Source organism: Staphylococcus pettenkoferi, assembly GCF_002902685.1.
Classification (GTDB): Bacteria; Bacillota; Bacilli; order Staphylococcales; family Staphylococcaceae; genus Staphylococcus; species Staphylococcus pettenkoferi.
The window spans coordinates 78,398-102,760 of the sequence record NZ_PPRN01000064.1; the positions used below are offsets into that span (position 1 = coordinate 78,398).

Below are 24,363 nucleotides of genomic sequence, written 5' to 3' on the forward strand. Positions count from 1 at the left end.
CCCTACTTTTACAAAAACAGTCCTCAAGTTCTGAATCAATAAAAGCCTTACCTCACTCACTCAAATCTAAAGTCACTTTAAACGTTGAACCAATGCCCAGCTCACTGTCGACTTCAATCTGACCTTCGTGCGCTTCAATAATATGTTTCGTAATCGACAAGCCGAGACCTGTGCCACCAGAGTCACGACTTCGCGCTTTATCAACACGGTAAAAACGTTCGAAAATACGTGATTGATCTTCGGGTGCAATACCCATCCCTTGGTCTTCAACCTCTAATAAACATTGATGCGCGAGGCGAGTTAACCTCACTTGAATTTGGCTTTCTGCAGTAGAATAACTAATCGCATTAGAAATCAGATTCACAATCACTTGCATGAGTTTGTCACGATGCCCATTCACAAAGATATCTTCATCAATATCATCAATAATTTGAATCGCTTTCTCCGACGCAAGATGTTTCAAGTTCAATACAGCTTCAAGCGTCAATTCAGACAAGTTTAACCGTTCTGTCGTTAGCGACGCTTGTTGTTCAATGTGCGAGAGATCTAGTAAATCTGAAACGAGCGATTCTATACGTTCGGACTCTTTATGAATAATGTTGAGGAACATCTCTAGGGAGTCAGTGTCTTGCGTTGCGCCATCAAGCAGAGTTTCAGAAAAGCCTTTAATAGACGTAATCGGTGTCTTTAACTCATGAGAAACATTCGCCACGAATTCTCGACGTAAATTCTCTAATTTCTTCAACTGCGTGATATCGTGAAGAACGACGATAATGCCATAGAGATACTTCTGATTGCTAGAGTGTACTGGGACACAAGCCATGTCAAAGTATTTGTCGTGAACCTCTGTCAGTTGAAGATTAATTTGTTCGTACATCGGCTTTTCAGTCTTGAAACTTTCGGCGACATATTGTTGTAATTTAGGGTTAAGACACGTTGAGTAACGCTCCCCTTTCAGTGAAGCGGTAGGCTTAAAGTTATGATAGTACGATTGGTTGACTACCACCACTTCTCCTCGGTTATTGATCATCAAGATAGAACTTGGAATATTCTCTATCGTAGTCGTCAGCCGATGTGCTTGCAACTTCTGAGCATGATTGAGTCGTTGAAGCTGTCGCGCTAATTTATTCGTCGTCACGAAGAGCGCTTTCGTTTCTTTCACATTACTTTCAGGAATTCGAATATGATAATGACCCTCCACGAGCAGAGATGTCGCATAGGTCACATCATTGATTGGACGAATATAAGAACGATGTATGTACCGTACGATCAGATATAGCAGAATCATGACTACTACACCAATAAGCGCAAGATACTTCCATATCTGAATCCTTAAGTCGTGCACTTTATCATCCACTCCGCTGATGATTACACGATAATTTCCTGAATGATTTAATGAGGTGAAGCGATGTTTCCCTTGGTGTTGATCATAGATAAAATGTGTCGGATTCGCTTCCTCAGTTATATTTGGATTCGTGGCTACTTTTCCCTTCTCAGTAAAAACCTCTTGTCCGTGCTTATAAATCGAAACCGTCAATGCTTTATTTTCAATAATATTTTTGAGTTGATCTTTCTTGCCGTGTTTGAACAGATCGACATAATGCTCGCTCTCATGCGCTAATTCACGCTCTTGACTATCGAAGACAACCTGCGTTACTACATGCGTGACAATAATGCCGAGCAAGATAAAACTAACAACTGTGACAGTCCACAACAATAGCAGGAGCTTATGATGAAATTTCAGCATTAATCTTTAGGGCGCTCCAATTTATAACCTAGGCCACGTACTGTCTTAATTAATGTCGGTTGTTTCGGATTCTCTTCCAATTTGTCGCGTAAGTGACTCACATGTACATCTACAATTCTTGAATCACCTGCAAACTCATAATTCCAGACGGAGTTCAACATATGTTCACGTGACATCACACGACCTTGACGCTCTATTAAATAGAGCAACAATTCAAACTCTTTTGGTGTTAATTCTAACAACTCATCATCTTTATAAACTTCAAAGAAATCAGGGCGTATACGTATGGAGCCGATAATAATATCTTCATCTGTATCGTCTTGGCTAGCAGTTTGAACCATTTCTGAACGTCTTAGTATAGCTTTCACTCTTGCTACAACTTCTCTAGGTGAAAATGGTTTCGTCATATAATCATCAGCGCCTAACTCCAAGCCAAGTACGCGATCAAACTCATCATCTTTAGCAGTTAACATCAAGATTGGCACAAGGTTCTTCTCTGTCCGAATCGTCTTACATACTTCAATACCATCTTTCTCAGGTAACATGACATCAAGAACAATGAGGTCAGGATTAAATGTTTCTAGCTTGCTCAATGCCTCATGACCATCGTAAGCCACATCCACCATGTAGCCTGCTTGTTCTAAATTGTACTTTAATAATGTTACGATTGATTGCTCATCATCTACAACTAATACTTTATAAGACATAGGATACCTCCAGAACTGAATTCACTCGCTTATACTTCAAGTTTAATTTAAATTATAATAGGTTAAAATACCTTTTACATAAACTTAACAATTCATTATAAAAATTTAATGAGAGAATGGAAATTTACATTGATTTCGGGGTGGCGATTCTTTATAGAATTATAAAAAAAGAGGCTAAGCAACGCATGGTTGCCTAACCTCTTCGCCATCTATTAAAGATGAGTACATTTCACTAATTATTTAATGTTTTTGATTAATTCGTCAGCAAATGCTGAAGTAGAAACTTCTTCTGCACCTTCCATTAAACGTGCAAAGTCATAAGTTACTACTTTAGAAGCAATTGTAGTTTCAATAGCTTCTGTGATCTTATCAGCAGCTTCTTGCCATCCTAAGTGTTCAAGCATAAGTACAGCACTTAAGATTTCTGAAGAAGGGTTAACTTTGTTCATGTCAGCGTATTTAGGTGCTGTACCATGAGTCGCTTCAAAGATCGCGTGTCCTGTTTCATAGTTAATGTTTGCACCAGGTGCAATTCCGATACCGCCAACTTGAGCAGCAAGTGCATCTGAAACGTAGTCACCGTTTAAGTTCATAGTTGCTACTACGTCGTGGTCAGCTGGACGAGTTAAGATTTGTTGTAAGAAGATGTCAGCAATTGAGTCTTTGATGATAATTTTTCCATCTTTTTCAGCTTTTTCTTGTGCTTCGTTCGCTGCATCTTTACCGTCTTTCTCAACGATTTCGTCGTATTGTTGCCAAGTGAATACTTTATCGCCAAATTCGTTGTGTGCAAGGTCGTAACCCCATTGTTTGAACGCACCTTCAGTGAATTTCATGATGTTACCTTTGTGTACTAATGTCACTGATTTGCGGTTGTTTTCAATAGCGTAGTTGATTGCAGCACGTACGAGACGTTCTGTACCTTCTTTAGAAACAGGTTTCACACCGATACCTGAAGTTTCAGGGAAACGGATATTTGAAACGCCCATTTCATTTTGTAAGAAGTCGATTAATTTTTTAACTTCTGGAGTTCCTTCTTTGTATTCGATACCTGCGTAGATATCTTCAGTATTTTCACGGAAGATAACCATATCAGTATCTTCAGGACGTTTAACTGGTGAAGGTACACCTTTGAACCATCTTACTGGACGTAAGCAAGTGAATAAGTCTAATTCTTGACGTAATGCAACGTTAAGTGAACGGATACCACCACCGATTGGTGTAGTTAAAGGTCCTTTGATTGCGATAAGGTAATCTTTAATTGTGTCTAACGTTTCTTGTGGTAACCATTCGCCAGTTTCGTCATAAGCTTTTTGACCTGCTAATACTTCTTTCCATTCGATGCGTTTTTCGCCATTGTATGCTTTTTCAACTGCAGCATCGATTACACGACTTGCAGCTTTCCAAATGTCTGGTCCAATACCGTCACCGATAATGAATGGAATGATTGGTTCGTTAGGTACGTTTAAACCATCTTTTTGTTTTACAATTTTGTCTCCTGCCATGAGTTAAACCTCCGCTTTTACTAGTTTTAGTATTGAGTCAATTGTGCCTTACTGCAATTGAAAAACTTAGTCACGTTCTTCAATTGGTAAGTAAGTACGATTTGTTTCACCAATGTATTGAGCACGTGGTCTGATGATACGGTTGTCTCTATATTGTTCTAACATGTGAGCAATCCAACCTGAAGTACGACTTACGGCAAAGATTGGTGTGAATAAATCGTGAGAAATGTTTAAGCTGTGATAAACTGTTGCACTATAGAAGTCAACGTTAGGAATTAATCCTTTTTCTTCGTGCATTTTATCAGCAATCTTCACAGAGATATCGAAGAGTTGGCTTTGACCTGTTTCTTCTGTAATCTTCTTACTCATTTCTTTTAAGTATTTCGCACGTGGGTCGCCGTCTTTGTATACACGATGTCCGAAGCCCATGATTTTTTCTTTATTTTTAATTTTTTCATCAATATAGTCATCTACAGCGTCAACTGTCTTCACATCTGAAAGCATGTTCATAACACGTTCGTTTGCACCACCGTGTAAAGGTCCTTTTAATGAACCAACGGCAGCCACGATACCTGAATACATATCAGATAATGAAGAAACTGCACATCTTGCTGTGAATGCTGATGCATTTAATTCGTGGTCAGCATGTAATACTAATGCTTTGTTAAATGCTTCAACTTCGATGTCTGTAGGCACTTCACCACGTAACATGTAAAGGAAGTTACCTGCATAGCTTAAATCTTTGTTAGGCATTACAGGATCTTTACCTTCACGTACACGGGCAAACGCAGTAACTAGTGATGCAATCTTAGCTTGAATGCGGATTGCACGTTCAAATTTCTTGTCTTCACCTTCGTCTTCAGCATCTGGATCGAAGTGCGCGATGTAAGATACTGAAGTTCTTAAAGCAGTCATCGGGTGAACATGATCTGCAGCGTATTCTTTGAAGTGGTTATAGACACTATCGTTGAGTGGCATATACTCATGTAACTTTTCTTTGAGTTCTTTAAGTTCTTGTTTATTAGGCAATTTGTAATGCCATAATAAATAGATGATTTCTTCAAATTCTGCATTTTCAGCTAAATCATCAATATCATAGCCCGCATATGTTAATTGACTATCGATGATTGAGCTTACTTTTGTTTCAGCTGCGATAACCCCTTCTAGGCCTTTTTGTAATTCTGCCATGATAAATTCCCCTTTTCTCTTTCATAATGAAATGGATTTCAACGTATATTATACCGAAATTCATGTAATTATGAAACCTTATAACTTAGTATGGTTGCTGATAACTAACAATAAAGTTGATATTATCTGATTCAACACATACGACTTTCCTTATACTTTACCCTTTTACGTCAAACTAAACGTATGCCATTCTTATATGAAATTATTGTGTTATTTCATTATGGTGTAGATCCATCATGAAGTTTGATATATCTATATTTTAATGGTAAATCGCTTTCACATCAATTTTTCTATGCTTTTCAATTCTTTATCACTGTTAATAACAATATATGAACATTGTAGAGCAGTTTTACACTTATATACTAAAAATAATTGTCTTATCCTTAAAAAAGTATCATAATAGGTTTATTAAGATAAGTGAGTGTACGCTAGCCGCTACAACAAACTAGAGTAACCTTCGTATTGAACGTTGTGAAACACCGAAATCGCTTTCACAATATTCAATCAACTTGATAAAAAGTAAGTCACGTAGTTATTAGTTAGTAACGCGCTCACTTCACTTTTAATAAAGGGGATCGTGTTATCACAATAAGTTAGTTTACAGCTAGATGAGTTATGACACTGATTTGTGATCACACATAGTAGTTGAGTTCCACACCTAATTTGGCTGCTATGAACAGATCAAAGAAATTCAATAAAGGAGTAATTATCATGGCAAAACAACAATTACAGCGAGAATTAAGTAGCCGCCATGTCCAGCTCATTGCCATCGGTGGCGCAATCGGTACAGGTTTATTCTTAGGTGCTGGACAAACGATCCACCTCACTGGGCCATCTATCCTATTAACATATATCATCATAGGATTTATGCTCTTCATGTTTATGAGAGGTTTGGGGGAAATATTAGTCGCGAATACAGGATTTAAGTCTTTTGCAGATGTAACTGCACATTACTTAGGGCCTTTCGCGGGATTCGTCACTGGATGGACTTACTGGCTTAGCTGGGTTATCACAGGTATGGCAGAAGTTACAGCAGTAGCGAAATACGTGAGTTATTGGTTCCCAGAAATACCCAACTGGGTTACTGCATTATTCTGTGTACTCTTCCTGATGTTTCTCAACTTACTCAGTGCTAAGTTGTTTGGTGAGTTAGAATTTTGGTTCGCTATCATTAAAGTAGTAACGATTATTGCTTTAATCGTCATCGGTATAGTAATGATTATTTTTGCGTTTAAAACGCCGTTCGGACACGCGTCACTCTCAAATATTTACAAACACGGTTTCTTCTCAGATGGGCTCAACGGTTTTATGATGTCCTTCCAAATGGCAACCTTCTCATTTGTAGGTATTGAGTTAATCGGTGTGACAGCTGGTGAGACGAAAGATCCTAAGACAATTATTCCGAAAGCAATCAACAGCGTGCCTTTACGTATCCTCGTATTCTACGTAGGTGCTTTAGCCGTTATTATGTCAATCATTCCTTGGACACAAATCAATCCGGATGATAGTCCTTTCGTTAAGTTATTTGCGTTAATCGGTATACCATTTGCTGCAGGTATCATTAACTTTGTTGTACTTACGGCTGCTGCTTCATCTTGTAATAGTGGTATCTTCTCAAATAGTCGTATGCTCTTCGGTTTATCTAAAAAGGAACAAGCACCGCCTATTTTTGAAAGCACGAATAAAAATGGTGTACCACACTTGGGTATTATCGTATCATCAGCATTACTCTTTGTCGCAGCATTTTTAAACTATGTTATTCCGAACTCAACGTTAGTGTTCACATACGTTACAACACTTTCTACTGTATTATTTATCATTGTCTGGATACTGATTACACTCGCGTATATTAAGTATCATCATGATAATCCGGAAAGTCATAAGAAAGCGAAATATAAATTACCTGGTGGAAAATATATGGGTTATATTATACTCGTGTTCTTCTTAATCATCTTCGCTCTCTTATTCGTCAATCAAGAAACAAGAATCGGAATCTATATTACACCAATTTGGTTCATAATCTTAATCTTGATGTACTTACGTTATAAAAAAGTAACAAAACAGAGCTAAGAAAACGAAGAAGATGATTCTATACACTATTTTAATTTGAATATCTATCAAATTAATGTTGCCTGACCGCATCTACTCATGTGGTCAGGCTTTCTTATATCTTAAATAAGCGAACTATAAGTTCTTGAAATGTACACTCCATATTCTATCTATATCATAAAAAAAAGTAGGACAAGGAATAAATTCATTCCCTGTCCTACTCTCATTTTACCTATAGCTTCTAACGCTTTAACTGTAAATTAAAGCACGTTTGCGTAACCTTCGAAGATCTTACCTTGGTTTGCATCTACCGTTACTAAAGCGCCCTCTTCAAATTCGTTAGTTGCATTGTCCACGCCTACAACTGTTGGAATACCTTTCTCGAGACCGATAATCGCACTTGGAGAAGTAATACCGCTCTCTTCAGTAATTAAGCCTACTGCCTCTTCAATGTAAGGAATGATAGACTCATCAACTGAAGTCGTTACGATAACGGCATCAGATAAATCTTTACCTTCTAAATCACGGGCGTCTTTCGCAATCACTGTATTACCTACAACTGAGTTACGACCAACACCTGTGCCACTTGCGAGTTCGTCACCTACTAAGTGAAGTTTCATCATGTTTGTCGTACCTGGTTCACCTGTTGGAACACCTGCAGTGATGATGATAAGGTCACCATTCTGAACACGCTCAGTTTCTACAGCAGTTGCAACTGCATTGTTGAGCAAGGCGTCTGTAGTCTTACGTCCTTCTTTAACGACTGGGTGGATACCCCAGACAATCGCACATTGACGTGCTGTTTCAGGATGTGGTGTTACTGCGATGATATCTGAGTGTGGGCGATATTTAGAAATTGTGCGTGCAGTAGAACCACTTTCTGTTGCTGCAACGATTGCTTTGACATTTAAGTTTAAAGCTGTGTGCGCTACGGATACCCCAATCGCATTCACGAGTGAAGTTTGAACAAGATTTGTACGGTCAGATAATAGCTTTCTATAATCTTGTGCGCCTTCAGCAGAAACTGCGATATTACGCATCGTCTTCACTGCTTCTTCTGGATATTGTCCAGCAGCTGTTTCACCTGAAAGCATAACTGCATCCGTACCATCGTAAATAGCGTTAGCTACGTCACTGGCTTCGGCACGTGTCGCACGTGGATTGTGTTGCATAGAATCTAACATTTGAGTTGCTGTAATAACTGGTTTACCAAGTTTATTACATTGTCTAATTAAATCTTTTTGAACCATTGGTACGGATTCAGGTGGAATTTCAACACCCATGTCACCACGTGCAACCATGAGGCCATCTGATACTTGAAGAATCTCTTTAATGTTGTCGATACCTTCTTGGTTCTCGATCTTAGGAATGATACTGATTGTGTCACAGTTCTCCTCTTCAAGAATCTTGCGAATGTCCAATACATCACTTGGGCGACGTACGAAACTAGCAGCGATGAAATCGATACCTTGTTCAATACCGAAGTGAATATCATTAGCATCTTTATCTGTAATACCAGGAAGGTTCACTTTCACTCCTGGTAGGTTCACACCTTTTTTATTTTTCAATTCGCCTGTGTTAAGCACCTCACAGAGCACTTCGCCTTTATCTTTGTCGATACTTTTAACTTGTAGTTCGATAAGACCATCGTCGAGTAGAATGTAAGAACCTTCATCCACGTCATCAATGAGATGATCATATGTCACAGAAATCTTGTCAGGTGTACCTTCAACTTCTGTCATGCTCACGACAACTTCTGAGCCTTTCTCAAGTTCAATCACACCATCTTTCATGTTGTGAGTACGAATTTCAGGTCCTTTTGTATCAAGTAGGATACCTACCGTCTTGTTTAAGCGTTTCGCAACTTTACGAATCGTATCGATACGTGCTTTATGCTCATCATGATCACCATGTGAAAAGTTTAAGCGTGCAACGTTCATGCCGGCTTTCATCAACTTTTCAATCATTTCTTCAGATTCTGAAGCTGGACCAATTGTACAAACAATCTTTGTCTTTCTCATTATTAAATGACCTCCTGTTTCTCTATATAGAAAGTTCTTTCGTTAATTTAAACATATTATAGTCAAACTCATGTTTATTATTTCTAAAGATTTCTTCAAATGGTGTATAAGTGAGTGCGTTATTTCTAATACCGACACCGAGTGCTGTTTTACCATCTAGCAATAATTCTACTGCATAGCCACCGAGACGTGATGCTAAGACACGATCCTGGCCTGATGGACTACCGCCGCGCTGAATATGCCCGAGTACAGATACACGTGCATCAACATTGATGTATTTCAATAATTCTTTAGAACATTCTTCACCAGACATACAACCTTCAGCAACCATGATGATTGAATGTTTCTTACCTCTTTTAATACCGTTCTCAATACGTTCTGCAATTTCTTTAATATCTGTATCAACTTCAGGTAAGATGATTGTTTCTGCGCCGACTGATAGACCTGCCCATAGCGCAAGGTCACCGCAGTCTCTACCCATCACTTCAATGATGAAAGTACGGGCATGACTTGACGCAGTATCACGAATCTTATCGACAGACTCAATAATCGTATTAAGCGCTGTGTCAAAGCCAATAGTGAAATCTGTACCATTGATGTCGTTGTCAATCGTACCTGGCACACCAATCGTTTGAATGTCTTTACATTCCTCACTGATACGTTGTGCGCCACGGTAACTACCATCGCCACCGATGACTACTAGTCCTTCTATACCCCTTTTACGTAGGTTCTCAATCCCTCGTTGACGAACACTTTCTTCTTTAAACTCTGGACAACGTGCTGAATAAAGGAACGTTCCTCCACGTTGAATCGTATCCCCTACTGCACCTAAATCGAGTTGATGAATATCATCATTGATTAATCCCTGATATCCATGGTAAATTCCGTAAACTTCAATATCATTATAAATTGCTGTTCGAACAACTGCTCGGACAGCTGCGTTCATACCGGGTGAATCTCCGCCGCTCGTTAAGACTGCAATTTTTTTCATGACGATTTACCTTTCTTACTTAGAATTCATAGTTTTAAAATACCATAAAAAAGGCTCTAAGGCTATTAATATAGGGCTTTATGAGCGATGAAAACGTTTAAGGTTATACTAATTCAACGCAATGATGAAGTATGTCATATTATATCGATAAGATGATGCTATTGGTATGTCATAATCAAAGTTAAGAGCTAACAGCTATGCTAAAACATGTTTTTTCGTCGCAAAGTGAATATAAAACAACAAACCCGCAAATGAAAAATCTGTAATCATTTGCGGGGAATTTACATGTGAGTTGGACTCACTTATAAAATTTTAAAACTAAGTTTAGCCTTCGTTCACTTCACCGATACGTCTAAACTTGTCATAACGCTGATCGAGCAATGCATCTTGGTCAAGAGATTGTAAATCAGCAAGTTGTTGTTCAAATACAGCTTTAATACGTTCAGCTTGTTGCTCAACGTCTTTATGTGCACCGCCTAAAGGTTCGCGGATAATCTCATCTGCTATACCTAATTGGTGTAAATCATCAGCAGTAATCTTCATCGTTTCAGCAGCAATCTTCGCTAAACTGCTATCTTTCCATAAAATACCTGCTGCACCTTCGGGAGAGATGACTGAATACGTGCTGTTCTCTAACATGAGCACACGGTTGGCAATACCTAGACCTAAGGCACCACCACTACCACCTTCGCCAATGACGATGGAAATCACAGGTACAGACAATGACGCCATCTCGATAAGGTTACGTGCAATAGACTCACTTTGTCCACGTTCTTCAGCTGCTTTACCTGGGTATGCCCCTTTCGTATCGATAAACGTAAAGATAGGGCGGCCGAATTTCTCGGCTTGTTTCATCAGTCGTAAAGCTTTACGGTACCCTTCTGGGTGAGCCATACCGAAGTTGCGATAAATATTATCTTTCGTATCTTTCCCTCGTTGTTGACCTACAACGGTCACAGCTTGTCCATTCAAATAGCCAATTCCGCCAATCATAGCTGGATCATCGCGGAAAGTACGATCACCATGGAGTTCGATGAAGGAGTCAAAGATATATGGAATGTAATCAAGAGATGTTGGGCGCTCTTGTAAACGTGCGAGTTGCACGCGATCCCATGGCTTGAGATTCGTGTAAACCTTTTGCGTTTCACGGTCGAGTGATGCTTCAAGCATATCGATTTCTTCTTGAAGATCGACATCATTTTTCTCTTGTGATTCTTTTAAGGACTCAATTTTACTTTTAATCTCAAAAAGTGGTTTCTCGAAATCAAGCATTCTCATTCACCTCTTGATGCATTTTTAATAAATTAGCCAACGTATTGCGCATATCTTTACGATGCACAACTTTATCAAGTTGACCGTGTTCGAGTAAGAACTCAGAAGTTTGGAAGTCATCTGGCAATTTCTCATTAATCGTCTGTTCGATTACACGACGACCAGCAAAGCCGATGAGTGCTTTTGGTTCACTGATATTGATATCGCCTACTGAAGCGAAACTTGCAGAAACGCCTCCTGTTGTAGGATTAGTAATATAAGAAATGTAGAGTAAACCTGCATCCATATGGCGTTTCAAGGAGACGCTCGTCTTACCCATTTGCATGAGTGAAATAATTCCTTCTTGCATGCGTGCACCACCACTTGCTGAGAAGAGGATAAATGGAAGACGTTCTTTCGTACAATGTTCGATGATACGACAAATCTTCTCACCTACGACAGAGCCCATGCTGCCCATACGGAAGCGTGAATCCATGACTGCTACGCCATATTCAATACCTTCAAGTTGCGCCGTACCTGTTACGACAGCTTCATTCAAGCCTGTCTTCTTCTGGTCTTTCTGAACTTTCTCTTCATAACTTGGGAAATCGAGTGGATTCGCTGACGTCATCCCTTTATCAAATTCTTCGAACGTTCCCTCATCAGCAATCGCATTGATACGATCATGTGCCGTGAGGATAAGATGGTGATCACAGTTGAAACAAACATTCAGATTCTCAGCTAATTCTTTCGTATACATAATCTTTTTACATTTTGGGCATTTCGTCATGATTCCAGCTGGGACTTCATTCTGTTTTGAGTCCGATACTGTCACGTATTTTTTCTTTTTACTGCTTCTGTTAAAAAAGTCTTTAAACATCAGTAAACCTCCAATTGCCATATGGTAGTAGCTACATGTAGATACCAAAGAGCATCCTACACTGCAATACTCTTAGTTTAAATCAAATTCGGTGAATGAACCTGCATCGGCTATCATCGAGTCAATCATCTCTTGCATTAGAAGTGCGAATACATCAACTATATCTCTATAATAGTTCACATCTTCCTCTTACGTAGCTAAGTAAAATATGTATTAGGAAGTTAGGTGTTGAACCCTATACGTTCAACCCTAACTTACAAGTTCTCATCTATTGATCATTGAGATCTGTTAATTTCATGGTTTTATCATAAACATCTTGCGGATCAATTTCAATACGTGCTACACCAGAATCCATTGCCGCACGAGCTACTTCACGCGCAACAGATGGTGCGACACGAGAATCAAACGGACCAGGAATGCAATAATCTGGATCGAGTTCGTCTGAATCAATGAGATTTGCAATCGCTTCAACCGCAGCTTGCTTCATTTCTTCATTGATATGTGTCGCTTCTACGTCTAGTGCCCCTCTGAAGATACCAGGGAATGCAAGCACGTTGTTGATTTGGTTTGGATTATCAGAACGACCTGTACCAATTACTTTAGCTCCAGCTTCTTTCGCATCATCGGGATTAATCTCAGGGTTAGGGTTAGCCATCGCAAAGATGATAGGGTCATCTGCCATAGAACGTACCATGTCTTGCGTTAAAATATCGGCAACACTCACACCGATAAAGACATCTGCATCTTGAATCACTTCTTCAAGATCGCCTTCTGTTTTATCGCGATTGGTCCATTTCGCCACTTGTTCTTTCGTTTCATTCATACCATGGCGACGACCTTCATAAATCGCCCCTTTAGAATCGCACATAATCATGTCACGAATACCATAGGAATATAATAATTTTACTATAGCAATTCCTGCAGCACCAGCACCATTTAAGACAACTTTAATATCTGACATGTCTTTATCAACGATACGTAGCGCATTGATAAGCCCTGCTACAGTGACAATAGCTGTACCGTGTTGGTCATCATGAAATACTGGAATGTTCGTTTCTTTCTTAAGACGCTCTTCAATCTCGAAGCAACGCGATGCTGAAATATCTTCTAAATTGATACCACCGTAGTTCGGTTCTAATAATTTCACAGTATTAACAATTTCATCTGTATCTGTTGTCTTGAGTGAAATAGGCACGCCATCGATACCAGAGAAACTCTTAAATAAGACTGCTTTCCCTTCCATAACAGGTATACTTGCCTCTGCACCGATGTTGCCTAAACCTAATACTGCTGTACCATCACTGACTACAGCTACTGTATTACGTTTCATAGTATACTCGAATACCTTACGAGGGTCTTCATGAATTTCTTTACAAGGTTCAGCTACACCTGGAGAATAAGCTAAACTCAGTTCGTCTTTGTTTGTCACCTTAACTTTAGGTGCAACTTCGAGTTTACCTTGATTTCTTCTGTGCATCTCTAATGCTTCATCTCTTAAAGTCATTTGAACACTCCTTTATCTAGCTATTCCAAGTTAACCATCAATATACACTTTTATTACATAACTATCCAGAAATTGACATGCTTCTCTTCTTAAGTGATGTAATAAAAATGTATAGTGAGGCGTTTAATTCAACTACTCAGTACCATAAAAACTGATGGCTGCTCATTGCGAACCATCAGTTAACTATATCATACCTCATACAGCGATTAAAGTTATACAATTCTTACATCCCGTGGCGAGAACAACTCGAGAAAGGCTTGTATACTCTCCCTGTTACGCTCAATGACACCAATCGGTTCTATCTGTTGCTGTGCTTGATTGTAATAATAAACGGGTAAATCATGTCCTGTTTCTTGTTGCTTAAGTAACCCTTTCTGTCCCTCATTTTGTAGCGGTTGCCGTACCACGAGATATTTCGCTTGCTTCATCTTTTGTTCTTCAAATTGCTCCACTGACATTAAATCATTGATGATGAGCTGTAACTTGTCATTACGCGTTTCATATTTACCGTAACAGATGAACGGTTTGTCATCTTGTAGATCTATCTCATATCGTTTATAGACATTCGGAAAGAGCACACCGTCTAACGTATCTCTACCATCATTCAAAGTCACAAAGGCCATATTTTGACCTTTTTTAGTACGGATTCGTTTGACCTCATCTATTTGGATGAGCAACGGTTGGTTGTCTTTACTGTTCGCAATTTGGAACATGCCATATTGTTGCTTTTTCTCGAAAAGCTTCTCCATTGGATGTTTCGTAATGTAAAATCCTAGATATTCTCGTTCATAATCACTTAATACATTGTCTGGCAATTCTTCTTTCTCTTCAATATTCACCTTAGGGGTGAGCGTTTCAAAAATAAAGCCATCTTGTTCAACATCACTAACATCATCTAACACTTCATCAATTGAATGGAGTAATGTCGCCCGATTAAGACCGAAGTGATCAAAAGCGCCTACCAGAATTAACGCTTCAAGTGTCGAGCGTGTCTTCACACGCTTAGGTAAACGTCTCGCAAAGTCAAAGAAATCTTTAAATGGACCATTGGCCTTGCGCTCATCGACAATGGATTTCACACTTTGATACCCTACTCTTTTAATCGCACCTAAAGATAAATAGATTCCTTTCGGCGTCGCGCGATAGAACCAATAACTTTCGTTAATATTAGGCGGCAGAATAGGAATAGATTGATGTTTCGCTTCATTAATCATCATCTTCGTCTTCTGACCACCGCCAATGGCATTTGTTAATATATTGGCAAAGAAATATTGCGGATAATGGACTTTAAGATAAGCCATGATATAAGCAATTTTTGAGTAGCTGACAGCATGCGCACGAGCGAAGCCATAATTTGCAAATTTCAAAATCAGGTCGAATATTTGTGTACTTACACGATCATCATAACCATTAGAACGTGCACCTTCGATAAAGTGCTGGCGCTCACTTTCAAGCACAGATAATTTCTTTTTACTCATCGCTCGACGTAAGATATCTGCTTCACCATAACCGAAATTAGCAAAGCGATTAGCTATTTGCATAATCTGCTCTTGGTAAATAATAACCCCATAAGTATTCTGAAGAATGGGTTTCAAGTCAGGATGAATATACGCCACTTTAGAAGGATCATGACGACGGGCAATATAAGTCGGTATCTCTTCCATTGGGCCTGGACGATACAATGACGTCACAGCTACGATGTCTTCGAAGTGTTGCGGTTTCAACCGCTTCAACACATTACGAATACCCTCTGATTCAAGTTGGAAGATACCTGTCGTATTACCTTGAGATAATAATTTAAAAACTTTAGGGTCGTCGAAAGGTATATGTTCAATATCTATATGTTGTTTATGATGATACGCCACTTGTTTAATAATTTGATGAATAATAGATAGATTTCTAAGTCCAAGAAAGTCAATCTTTAACAGTCCTAGGCGTTCATCTTCAGTCATTGTCCATTGTGTTAGTACGCCATTATCCCCCATAACGAGTGGCACATAATGATGTAATGGATGATTATTAATAATGATACCTGCTGCGTGAGTTGAAGTATGACGTGGCAAACCTTCTAACTTTTTACTAATCTCAAACCATTTCTCATGGCGATAGTTTCTATGAATAAAGGCTTGGAATCGCTTGCCTTGTGACGCTTCCTCTAACGTAATCCCGGGCTTATGTGGAATTAATGAGGAAATTTCGTTTAAAGTGATATCATCAAAGCCCATTATTCGACCCACATCTCGCGCTACAGCACGTGCTTGTAAATGACCAAAAGTCACAATACCTGCAACATGTGAGTTACCATATTTCTCTTGCACGTAAGAAATGACGCGCTCACGTTTCGTATCTTCGAAGTCGATATCAATATCCGGCATCGTTACCCTCTCTGGATTGAGGAAACGTTCAAAAAGTAAATCGAATTCCAATGGATCGACTGTGGTGATATTTAATAAATAACTGATGAGAGAACCGGCTGCTGATCCACGACCAGGACCTACCATGACGTTATGCGTCTTTGCGTAATGAATTAAATCACTGACGATTAAGAAATAATCTTCAAATCCCATCGTAGTAATGATGTCGTATTCATGTTTCAAACGTGTTTCGTATTGCTCAGTAGCTAGACCTTTATCCTGTAAACCTTGTTGGAGAAGTTGCCAGAGATAATCTTTCGAACTGCTCCCATCTGGTGTATCAAATTTAGGAAGTAAAGATTGATGATACTCAATTTCAGCATGACATTGATCTACTACCTCTTGCGTGTGCTGCCAAATACTGTCATCTAACGCCAATACTTTAAGCTCTTCTCGTTGATAGAAATGTTGATCTAAATCTTGCGTTTCTTTAACTAAATCTAACTGTGTATTATCTCTAATCGCATGTAAGGCGGGAATCGTATCTACATCCTCTTTATCTAGGTAATACGCACTTTGCATCCACACTCGAGGTATATCATTAAGCGGTTCACTTTCATGATTGAGATAGACAGTCGCTTTCTCTGCGATAGAGTTTACTAGTGATTGATCGTTGTCTGATATCTTTTTAAAAATAACTATCAAATGTTCGCACTTGTCTAATAACCAATCTGTCGGCATCTCTTCTCTCGACTCAAGTTGCATATCAGAAGATAGTTGATATAAATCTTCTAATCCTTGATTATCTCGTGCTAGCAAGACAGTTTCTGCAGTATCCAAATTGTCGGTGAGATGCGTGGTCATACCGAAAATAGGTTTGATATCCGCTTCCTTACAAGCATCATAGAACTGAGGATAGCCATATAGGACGTTCGTATCCGTAATTGCGAGCGCCTCATAACCCTCGTCAGCCGCTTTATTTACCACATCTTTAATACGTAGACTTGAGTTAAGTAAATCATATGATGTATGAATATTGAGATGTGCTACCATCAGTTCTCCTCCTTTTACAACTTGTTATTGAGCGCAGTAGCAAGTTCGTTGAAACGATCCCAGTCACGTACAGAGACGCCTGAAGCGTTTGGATGACCTCCGCCACCGAAATCGTTAGCCACATCATTAATAACAATACCTTTTGAGCGAATGCGACAGCGTATATCTTTACCCTCATCAACTGCAAAGACCCAAATCTTCAATCCACGGATGTCCGCAATCGTATTAACGAATAATGACGCTTCGTTCGGCTCAAGTTCATATTTTTTAAGAATGTCTTGAGTGATTTGCACTTTCGCGAAGCCTTGGTCGTTCAACTCAAAGTTCTGTAAGACATAGCCCTGGAACGGCAAGAGTCGCGGATCTTTCTCCGCCATTTGATTTAAGGCTTTCATGTGATCAAAGTCGAAGCTTAAGAGCTCAGCAGCAATGTGCATCGTATGTGGTGTCGTATTATTGAAGAGGAATCTTCCTGTATCCCCTACGATGCCTAAGTAAAGTAAGCGTGCCACTTCAGCATCGATTATAGATTGATCATTAAAATGTGTGATCATATCATAAATAATCTCACTTGTTGAAGAGGCATCTACATTCACGTAGTTGACCTCACCGTATTGATCCGTTGCTGGATGGTGATCAATCTTCAACACATGTGCACCATTTTGGTAACGCTGGTCACTGATTCGAGGTGCATTAGCTGTATCACAAACAATGACGAGCGCATCTTGATATAAATCATCTTCAATTTGGTCTGTTGTTCCCATGAAATCGAGCGAAGCCTCAGTTTCTCCTACTGTATAGATGGCTTTGTCAGGAAACTTGAGTTGTAAATAACGTTGTAATCCTAACTGCGAACCGTACGCATCTGGATCTGGTCGCACATGGCGATGGATAATCACCGTTTCATTTTCCTTCACACGATCCATGATTAATTCAAATTCTTTGGCCATTCCAATTTCCTCCTCTATATATTCACGCCTAGGTTTTAAATTATTGCTTTCATGTATTAATCTCTTTTTAAAATGCTCTTTCATTATATCAAATGTCTGTGCAAGCTCATACATAACGAGAGTGACCCGAAATGCTTTATAGACGTTTCGAGTCACTTTACTGATTTTATTATAATAACCTACAACAAAAGTACATCTAATCGATGAGCTGACACATAATGATTGCATTCGCTACCTTCTGAGTGCCACTTGACATGTTAACTTCTAGCTTAGCAAAGTTACGTCCCACATCGAACATTTCATAATTCACTTCAATATCTGATTCAATAGGTAACGATTTAATATAGACGATATTTAAACTTTCAATCATGACTTCCAGCTTTTTATACTTACGCATTTCAAAACGAATGGTCTCTTCAATAATCGCTACGATAACTGATTTACTTAACATCCCAAACTGATTAGTCAGCAATGGCGAAACTTGTAAGTGAATGCCATCATTATTAATCGTAATATGTTTCGCAATTTGATCGTTAATGGTTTCACCAACGTGCGGCTGTTGACCAATCACTTGCATCGCTTTCAGTACATCTTCACGTGTAATGACACCGACAAGTTTTTTACTCGGCGAAATGACTGGTAGAAGTTCAATACCTTCCCAAATCATCATGTGCGCGCAACTGGCAACTGTCGTGTGCAATTGCGCATAAATAGGTGGCCGTGTCATAAACTGCTCGACGCAATCGCCATTGCGCATGTTAATAATCTCTTTACTCGTCAAGATCCCTGTTAAACGCCAATCTCGATTGACAATTGGGAAGCGGGAATGTCCCGTTGTCTTTGCGTAATATTTATAATCTTCTAAAGTCATCCCTTCAAAGAGAACACAAGTTTCATCAATATCTTTCACGATATCATCAACAACGAGGACTTCTGTGCGTATCTTCTTATTATATAATGAACGGTTAATAATATTTGCAGCCATATACGAATCATAATTGCATGAAATCACTGGTATATCGTATTTATCTGCGTAGTCGATAATGCTTTTAGACGTATTGAAACCACCTGTGATGAGGACAGCAGTTCCTCTCTGCAATGCTTCGTATTGAACTTCCGGACGATTGCCGACGATGAGTAATGTATGGGAGCTTAAGTATTTCATCACGTCATCGACTTCCATTGCGCCGATTGCGAAATTCGTTAAAGTTCTATAAAGTCCTCTTCTACCACCGAGGACCTTTCCATCGACGATGGATACAATTTCATTATAGGTTAATTGCTCTATACGTTCTCGAGCTTTCTTTTCAATACGTACAGTCCCTACTCTATCTATAGTCGCCACTAATCCCATGTGGCTAGCATCTTTAATTGCTCGATACGCTGTTCCCTCTGATACTCTTAAGACTTTAGCTATCTTTCTTACTGATATTTTTGATCCAACAGATAACGATTCTATGTGTGCAAGTATTTGTTCATGTTTAGTCATCTTTTGTACCTCATGTTTATTAGTTTTGATACTCATATTATAACTTTTAATGCAAGGAAATGCGATTTATGTAACTAAAATTTTTTCATGTTTGCATTTTTTACACCACTACAGTAGCTGATAATAAAATTTTTGTGTACTTATTTGAAAAGTATAACAATTTTATTGCAATAGGAGCCAAAATTTTACTAAAATGAAGATGAGGAGGGATGAACAATGTTCAAAAATATACTATTGGGTGTTGATACACAATTAACGAATGAGAAAGCTTTGAAAGAAGTTTCAAAACTCGCGGGCGAAGGTACTGTCGTTACAATCCTAAATGCGATCAGCGAGCAAGATGCGCAAGCCTCAATCAAATCAGGTATTCATCTAGATAAATTGACAGAACAACGTAGTAAAGGTTTAGCACCTACGCGTCAAGCGTTAGAAGATTATGGCATTGAATACGAAGAAATGATTGTGAGAGGTAACGCGAAAGAGAAACTAGTGAAACAGGCTAATAGTGGTAAATATGATATTGTCGTGCTCAGCAACCGCAAAGCTGAAGACAAGAAGAAATTCGTGCTCGGTAGTGTCAGTCATAAAGTCGCGAAACGTGCCCACATCCCTGTATTGATCGTTAAATAAGCGTCGTACTTTCTTTCGTACCACAAATTTATAATCATAGAGAAACGGCAATTTCTATGTTGGAGTAATAGAAATTGCCGTTTTATTTATAGAATGTTGCGTGTGAATAAAAGATTAAAGTTCTACATCTTCACCTGGTTTAACGATTTGAACTTCACCGACATTGACCGCTGATTTAAATTCTTCAGGATCTTGCTCAATGTAAGGGAAAGTATCATAGTGAATTGGAACTGTAATCTTAGGTTGGATAAATTCATTGATTGCGTAACTTGCGTCGTCAATACCCATAGTAAAGTTGTCACCAATTGGGATGAAACAAACGTCAACAGGATGACGGTCAGCGATCAATTTCATATCACTGAATAAACCTGTGTCTCCAGTGTGATAGATTGTCTTACCTTCAACTTCAAGGATCACACCCATCGGCATTCCTAGATAGACAGGTACACCGTTGTCATCTGTTAAGCTAGAGCTATGGAAAGCTTGAACAAATTTAACTGTACCAAAGTCAAAGTCGACTTTACCGCCAATATTCATTGGACGCACATTGTCGTGACCTTTATTTGTTGAAAGATAATCTCCCACTTCAGCAGAGCCAATTACTGTCGCATTATTTTTCTTGGCTAATTCTACCGTGTCTCCGAAATGGTCGCCGTGACCATGCGTAAGAATAATGTAGTCAACTTCTAAGTTATCTGCATCTAAATCAGATAGTTCATTGCCTGAAATAAATGGATCTACAATTACTTTTTTGTTATTTGCTTCTAAATAAATAGCTGATTGTCCATGAAATGATAACTTCATTATAAATCCTCCCCAAATCATGTTTACTTTGTATTATACCCTACTCTTCGTGTTTTATAACGTTATAGCAGTGTTTTTCAAGTGAATAAACACGCATTTTGATTATTGATAGCCGTTATTTTACAATAAAGAAAACTAACAGGGATGTGAATATTATGAAAATAGACAATTTAATTAACACAATCAAACGTGAACAAGCAGATGGGGCTTGGATTACTCGACCGATTAATATTTATTACCTCACAGGCTATCACAGCAATCCTAATGAACGTCTCTTCGCTCTACTCGTTAAGCCTTCTGGTGAACAAGTGTTGTTCTGTCCTCAAATGGAAGTGGCTGATGTGAACAATTCTTCGTACGATGGTGAAGTGATTAGTTATCTTGATACTGATGCGCCATTAAGTAAACTAAATGAAACATATCCTAAATTACTCATCGAAGCAGAACATCTCACCGTGCATCGTCAACGAGAGCTAGCTGAATATCTACATACTGAAACATTTGCTGATGTGGATCTCACGTTAAAGCAACTACGAAACAATAAATCTACTGGTGAAATTGCGGAACTTACTATTGCAGCAGAACTTGCGGATAAATGTATTGAAATTGGTGTCGCCTATTTAGAAGAAGGACGTACAGAACGAGAAGTCGTCAATCATATCGAACACGAAATTAAGCGATATGGCGTCAATGAGATGAGTTTCGATACGATGGTATTATTTGGCGACCATGCTGCATCTCCACACGGCATCCCTGGCGACCGTCGCTTGCAAACAAATGAATACGTACTCTTTGATCTTGGCGTCGTTTATAACCACTATTGCAGTGATATCACACGTACTGTGGCGTTCGGCACACCATCTGAAGAACCACAGCGTATATATCAAGTTGTGTTAGATGCTCAAACACAAGCGATAGAAGCACTTCAACCAGGTGAAAAGATTTCAAAAATCGATGATATTGCACGAAATATTATTACTAAAGCGGGTTACGGCGATTATTTCACGCATCGACTGGGTCATGGTTTAGGACTCGAAGCACATGAATATCAAGACATTTCAAGTCAGAATGATAATGAATTGGAAGCAGGTATGGTTATTACCATCGAACCAGGTATTTACGTTCCAAATGTAGCTGGTGTGCGGATTGAAGACGATATTCTTATAACTGAAGATGGTGCACGTAGCTTAACCAATTATCCGAAACATTAAAAAAGATTGTCTCGCTCGAAGATGAGCGGGACAATCTTTTTAAATGCTATATTATTTTAAACCTTCTTCGACTGAAATGTAATCAAGATTTAACGCTTCCCCTACTGCTTTGTTAGTAAGTTTACCGTTAATTGTATTTAAGCCATAAGAAAGTGGTTCGTTTTCTTTAAGTGCTTTTTCATAACCTTTATTCGCAATTTGTTGCGCGTAAGGTAATGTTGCGTTGTTTAAAGCAATTGTAGATGTACGTGGCACTGCACCTGGCATGTTAGCTACAGCATAGTGTACAACTCCATGTTTCTTATAAGTTGGATCATCATGTGTAGTGATCTTATCAGTAGTTTCGAAGATACCACCTTGGTCGATTGCGATATCTACAACAACTGAACCGTCTTTCATTTGTTTAACCATGTCTTCAGTTACAAGACTTGGTGCTTTCGCGCCAGGAATGAGTACGGCACCGATAACGAGATCACTTTGTTTAACGCACTCTTCGATATTTAATGGGTTAGACATGATTGTGTGCACACGTCCATCAAATAAATCTTCAAGTTCTTGTAAACGTTTAGGGTTAACATCTAAGACTGTTACATCTGCGCCTAAACCTAAAGCAATCTTAGCAGCGTTTGTACCTGCTTGGCCACCACCGATGATTGTTACGCGACCTTTAGCAACACCAGGCACTCCGCTGAGCAGGATACCCATACCGCCTTTATATTTTTGTAAGAATTCTGCTCCGATTTGTGAAGACATTCTTCCTGCTACTTCACTCATAGGAGTTAAGAGTGGTAAAGAGCGATCTGGTAATTGCACTGTTTCATAAGCGATACTTACAACTTTGCTATCAAGTAATGCTTTCGTTAATTCACCTTCATTAGCTAAGTGTAAGTAAGTGAATAAGATAAGTCCTTCTTTAAAGTACTGGTACTCTTCTTCTAATGGTTCTTTAACTTTCATAACCATGTCGACGTCCCATACTTTTTGTTGTGAATCCACAATAGTAGCACCAGCTTGTTCGTAATCTTTATCCTCGAAATAAGATCCCTCACCTGCTGATGCCTCTACTAATACTTTATGACCTTGATCTACTAACGCGTGAACTCCACTTGGTGATAAGCTCACTCGGTTCTCATTATTCTTGATTTCCTTTGGAATACCAATAATCATGTTCTCCACCTCCAAATTTATAGTAACGCGGAACGCATGAAAGCGCAATCACAAAGTTGTTAAAATTTTACAATTATACTTATTATTAAGATTTATATCAGTGTGGTATAATATAAATAAGAAAAGCTGAAGGGGGTACAAGCGATGTTAACTTATAAAAATATTCTTATCGCTGTAGACGGATCACACGAAGCAGAATGGGCGTTCAACAAAGCTGTTGAAGTAGCTAAACGTAACGACGCTCAACTCACAGTAGTCAATGTCATCGATTCTAGAACATATTCTTCATATGAAGTGTACGATGCTCAATTCACTGAGAAATCTAAGAACTTCTCTGAAGACTTACTACAAGGTTACAAAGAAGTCGCTACAAACGCTGGTGTTACTCAAGTCACTACACGTTTAGAATTTGGTTCACCTAAAGCGATTATTCCTAAGAAATTAGCTACAGAACTAGGCATTGACCTTATCATGTGTGGTACTTCAGGTCTTAACGCTGTCGAACGCTTTATCGTCGGCTCAGTTTCTGAATCTATCGTTCGCCACTCTCCATGTGACGTACTCGTAGTTCGTACTGAAGAAATGCCTGAGGACTTCCAACCTCAAGTTGCTACAGACGAATTCAGAGCGAAATATCAATCTCACTAAGTTTAAATGTCATAATCTATTATTTAGACCAGCTCTTTATTGTAAGGAGTTGGTCTTTTTTCAGGTTAAAATGCTGGTGACGGTTGTGCGTGCCCTTTCTTTTACGCGCTTACCTCGATTAACTGTTTATTAGTGAAAACGCTTTTTCCTGACATTAATTGTAAAATTTCCGTTATCTTCTATCATATTGTAAAAAATCATTTTTATTTTAATG

18 protein-coding genes are annotated in these 24,363 nt (G+C 38.9%); 4 read left to right on the forward strand and 14 right to left on the reverse strand.

The annotated features are described in order from the left end of the window. Positions 1-52 precede the first annotated feature (52 nt). The 4 genes from pnpS to CD126_RS10545 form a co-directional block, all read right to left on the reverse strand. Positions 53-1,747 carry a two-component system histidine kinase PnpS gene (gene pnpS, locus CD126_RS10530; RefSeq protein WP_049407367.1) on the reverse strand — a complete coding sequence of 565 codons (1,695 nt, stop codon included), beginning with the start codon at positions 1,745-1,747 and terminating at the stop codon, positions 53-55. Continuing rightward, on the reverse strand, positions 1,747-2,454 hold the full coding sequence (locus tag CD126_RS10535) for a response regulator transcription factor (protein ID WP_049407368.1): 708 nt from the start codon (positions 2,452-2,454) through the stop codon (positions 1,747-1,749). Before CD126_RS10535 ends, pnpS begins: the two co-directional genes overlap by 1 nt. A 236-nt stretch (positions 2,455-2,690) precedes the next feature. Beyond that, a complete protein-coding gene (gene icd, locus CD126_RS10540) occupies positions 2,691-3,959 on the reverse strand; it encodes an NADP-dependent isocitrate dehydrogenase (RefSeq protein WP_049407370.1) in 1,269 nt (422 codons plus the stop codon). Positions 3,960-4,025: 66 nt separating this feature from the next. Then, a complete protein-coding gene (locus CD126_RS10545; protein ID WP_049407372.1) occupies positions 4,026-5,147 on the reverse strand; it encodes a citrate synthase in 1,122 nt (373 codons plus the stop codon). Between the two features lie 711 nt (positions 5,148-5,858). Here CD126_RS10545 and CD126_RS10550 point away from each other — a divergent pair. Next, the gene (locus CD126_RS10550; RefSeq protein WP_049407374.1) at positions 5,859-7,217 is read left to right on the forward strand and encodes an amino acid permease; all 1,359 of its coding nucleotides are present in this window, start codon (positions 5,859-5,861) and stop codon (positions 7,215-7,217) included. A 239-nt stretch (positions 7,218-7,456) separates the two neighbouring features. Here CD126_RS10550 and pyk read toward each other — a convergent pair whose 3' ends face one another. The 8 genes from pyk to CD126_RS10590 all read right to left on the reverse strand — a co-directional run bounded on the left by pyk (position 7,457) and on the right by CD126_RS10590 (position 19,689). Then, positions 7,457-9,217 (reverse strand): pyruvate kinase, encoded by a 1,761-nt coding sequence (pyk, locus tag CD126_RS10555; protein ID WP_049406160.1) that lies wholly within the window; start codon positions 9,215-9,217, stop codon positions 7,457-7,459. Between the two features lie 22 nt (positions 9,218-9,239). Then, entirely contained in the window at positions 9,240-10,208 is a 969-nt protein-coding gene (gene pfkA / locus CD126_RS10560) for a 6-phosphofructokinase (protein WP_049406162.1), read from the reverse strand. Between the two features lie 324 nt (positions 10,209-10,532). Beyond that, positions 10,533-11,480, reverse strand: a complete 948-nt coding sequence (locus CD126_RS10565; protein ID WP_049406163.1) for an acetyl-CoA carboxylase carboxyltransferase subunit alpha — start codon at positions 11,478-11,480, stop codon at positions 10,533-10,535. Next, positions 11,473-12,339, reverse strand: coding sequence for an acetyl-CoA carboxylase, carboxyltransferase subunit beta (gene accD / locus CD126_RS10570; protein WP_002471215.1), 867 nt, complete (start codon positions 12,337-12,339; stop codon positions 11,473-11,475). The genes CD126_RS10565 and accD overlap by 8 nt, the downstream gene beginning before the upstream one ends. A gap of 268 nt (positions 12,340-12,607) precedes the next feature. Beyond that, entirely contained in the window at positions 12,608-13,843 is a 1,236-nt protein-coding gene (gene ystJ / locus CD126_RS10575) for an NADP-dependent malic enzyme (protein ID WP_103370476.1), read from the reverse strand. A gap of 212 nt (positions 13,844-14,055) precedes the next feature. After that, on the reverse strand, positions 14,056-17,250 hold the full coding sequence (locus CD126_RS10580) for a DNA polymerase III subunit alpha (protein ID WP_103370477.1): 3,195 nt from the start codon (positions 17,248-17,250) through the stop codon (positions 14,056-14,058). A gap of 14 nt (positions 17,251-17,264) precedes the next feature. Further along, positions 17,265-18,200 (reverse strand): DHH family phosphoesterase, encoded by a 936-nt coding sequence (locus CD126_RS10585; protein WP_049406168.1) that lies wholly within the window; start codon positions 18,198-18,200, stop codon positions 17,265-17,267. 196 nt (positions 18,201-18,396) lie between these two features. Next, positions 18,397-19,689, reverse strand: coding sequence for a DRTGG domain-containing protein (locus CD126_RS10590; RefSeq protein WP_103370478.1), 1,293 nt, complete (start codon positions 19,687-19,689; stop codon positions 18,397-18,399). 216 nt (positions 19,690-19,905) lie between these two features. On the opposite strand from CD126_RS10590, the gene CD126_RS10595 reads away from it, so the two are divergent. Then, positions 19,906-20,319: a universal stress protein gene (locus CD126_RS10595; RefSeq protein WP_049406170.1), complete on the forward strand. Its 414-nt coding sequence runs from the start codon at positions 19,906-19,908 to the stop codon at positions 20,317-20,319. 114 nt (positions 20,320-20,433) lie between these two features. On the opposite strand, the gene CD126_RS10600 is transcribed toward CD126_RS10595, so the two are convergent. After that, complete coding sequence (locus CD126_RS10600; protein WP_049406172.1) at positions 20,434-21,123, reverse strand: metal-dependent hydrolase; 690 nt, start codon at positions 21,121-21,123, stop codon at positions 20,434-20,436. 152 nt (positions 21,124-21,275) lie between these two features. Between CD126_RS10600 and CD126_RS10605 the strand changes: the two genes are divergently transcribed. Next, entirely contained in the window at positions 21,276-22,334 is a 1,059-nt protein-coding gene (locus tag CD126_RS10605) for a M24 family metallopeptidase (protein WP_169931279.1), read from the forward strand. 51 nt (positions 22,335-22,385) lie between these two features. Here the strand turns inward: CD126_RS10605 and ald are convergent, their stop codons facing one another. Further along, a complete protein-coding gene (ald, locus tag CD126_RS10610) occupies positions 22,386-23,501 on the reverse strand; it encodes an alanine dehydrogenase (protein WP_002471233.1) in 1,116 nt (371 codons plus the stop codon). A gap of 144 nt (positions 23,502-23,645) precedes the next feature. Here ald and CD126_RS10615 point away from each other — a divergent pair, with 144 nt between their 5' ends. Continuing rightward, the gene (locus CD126_RS10615; RefSeq protein WP_002471230.1) at positions 23,646-24,149 is read left to right on the forward strand and encodes a universal stress protein; all 504 of its coding nucleotides are present in this window, start codon (positions 23,646-23,648) and stop codon (positions 24,147-24,149) included. Positions 24,150-24,363 lie beyond the last annotated feature (214 nt).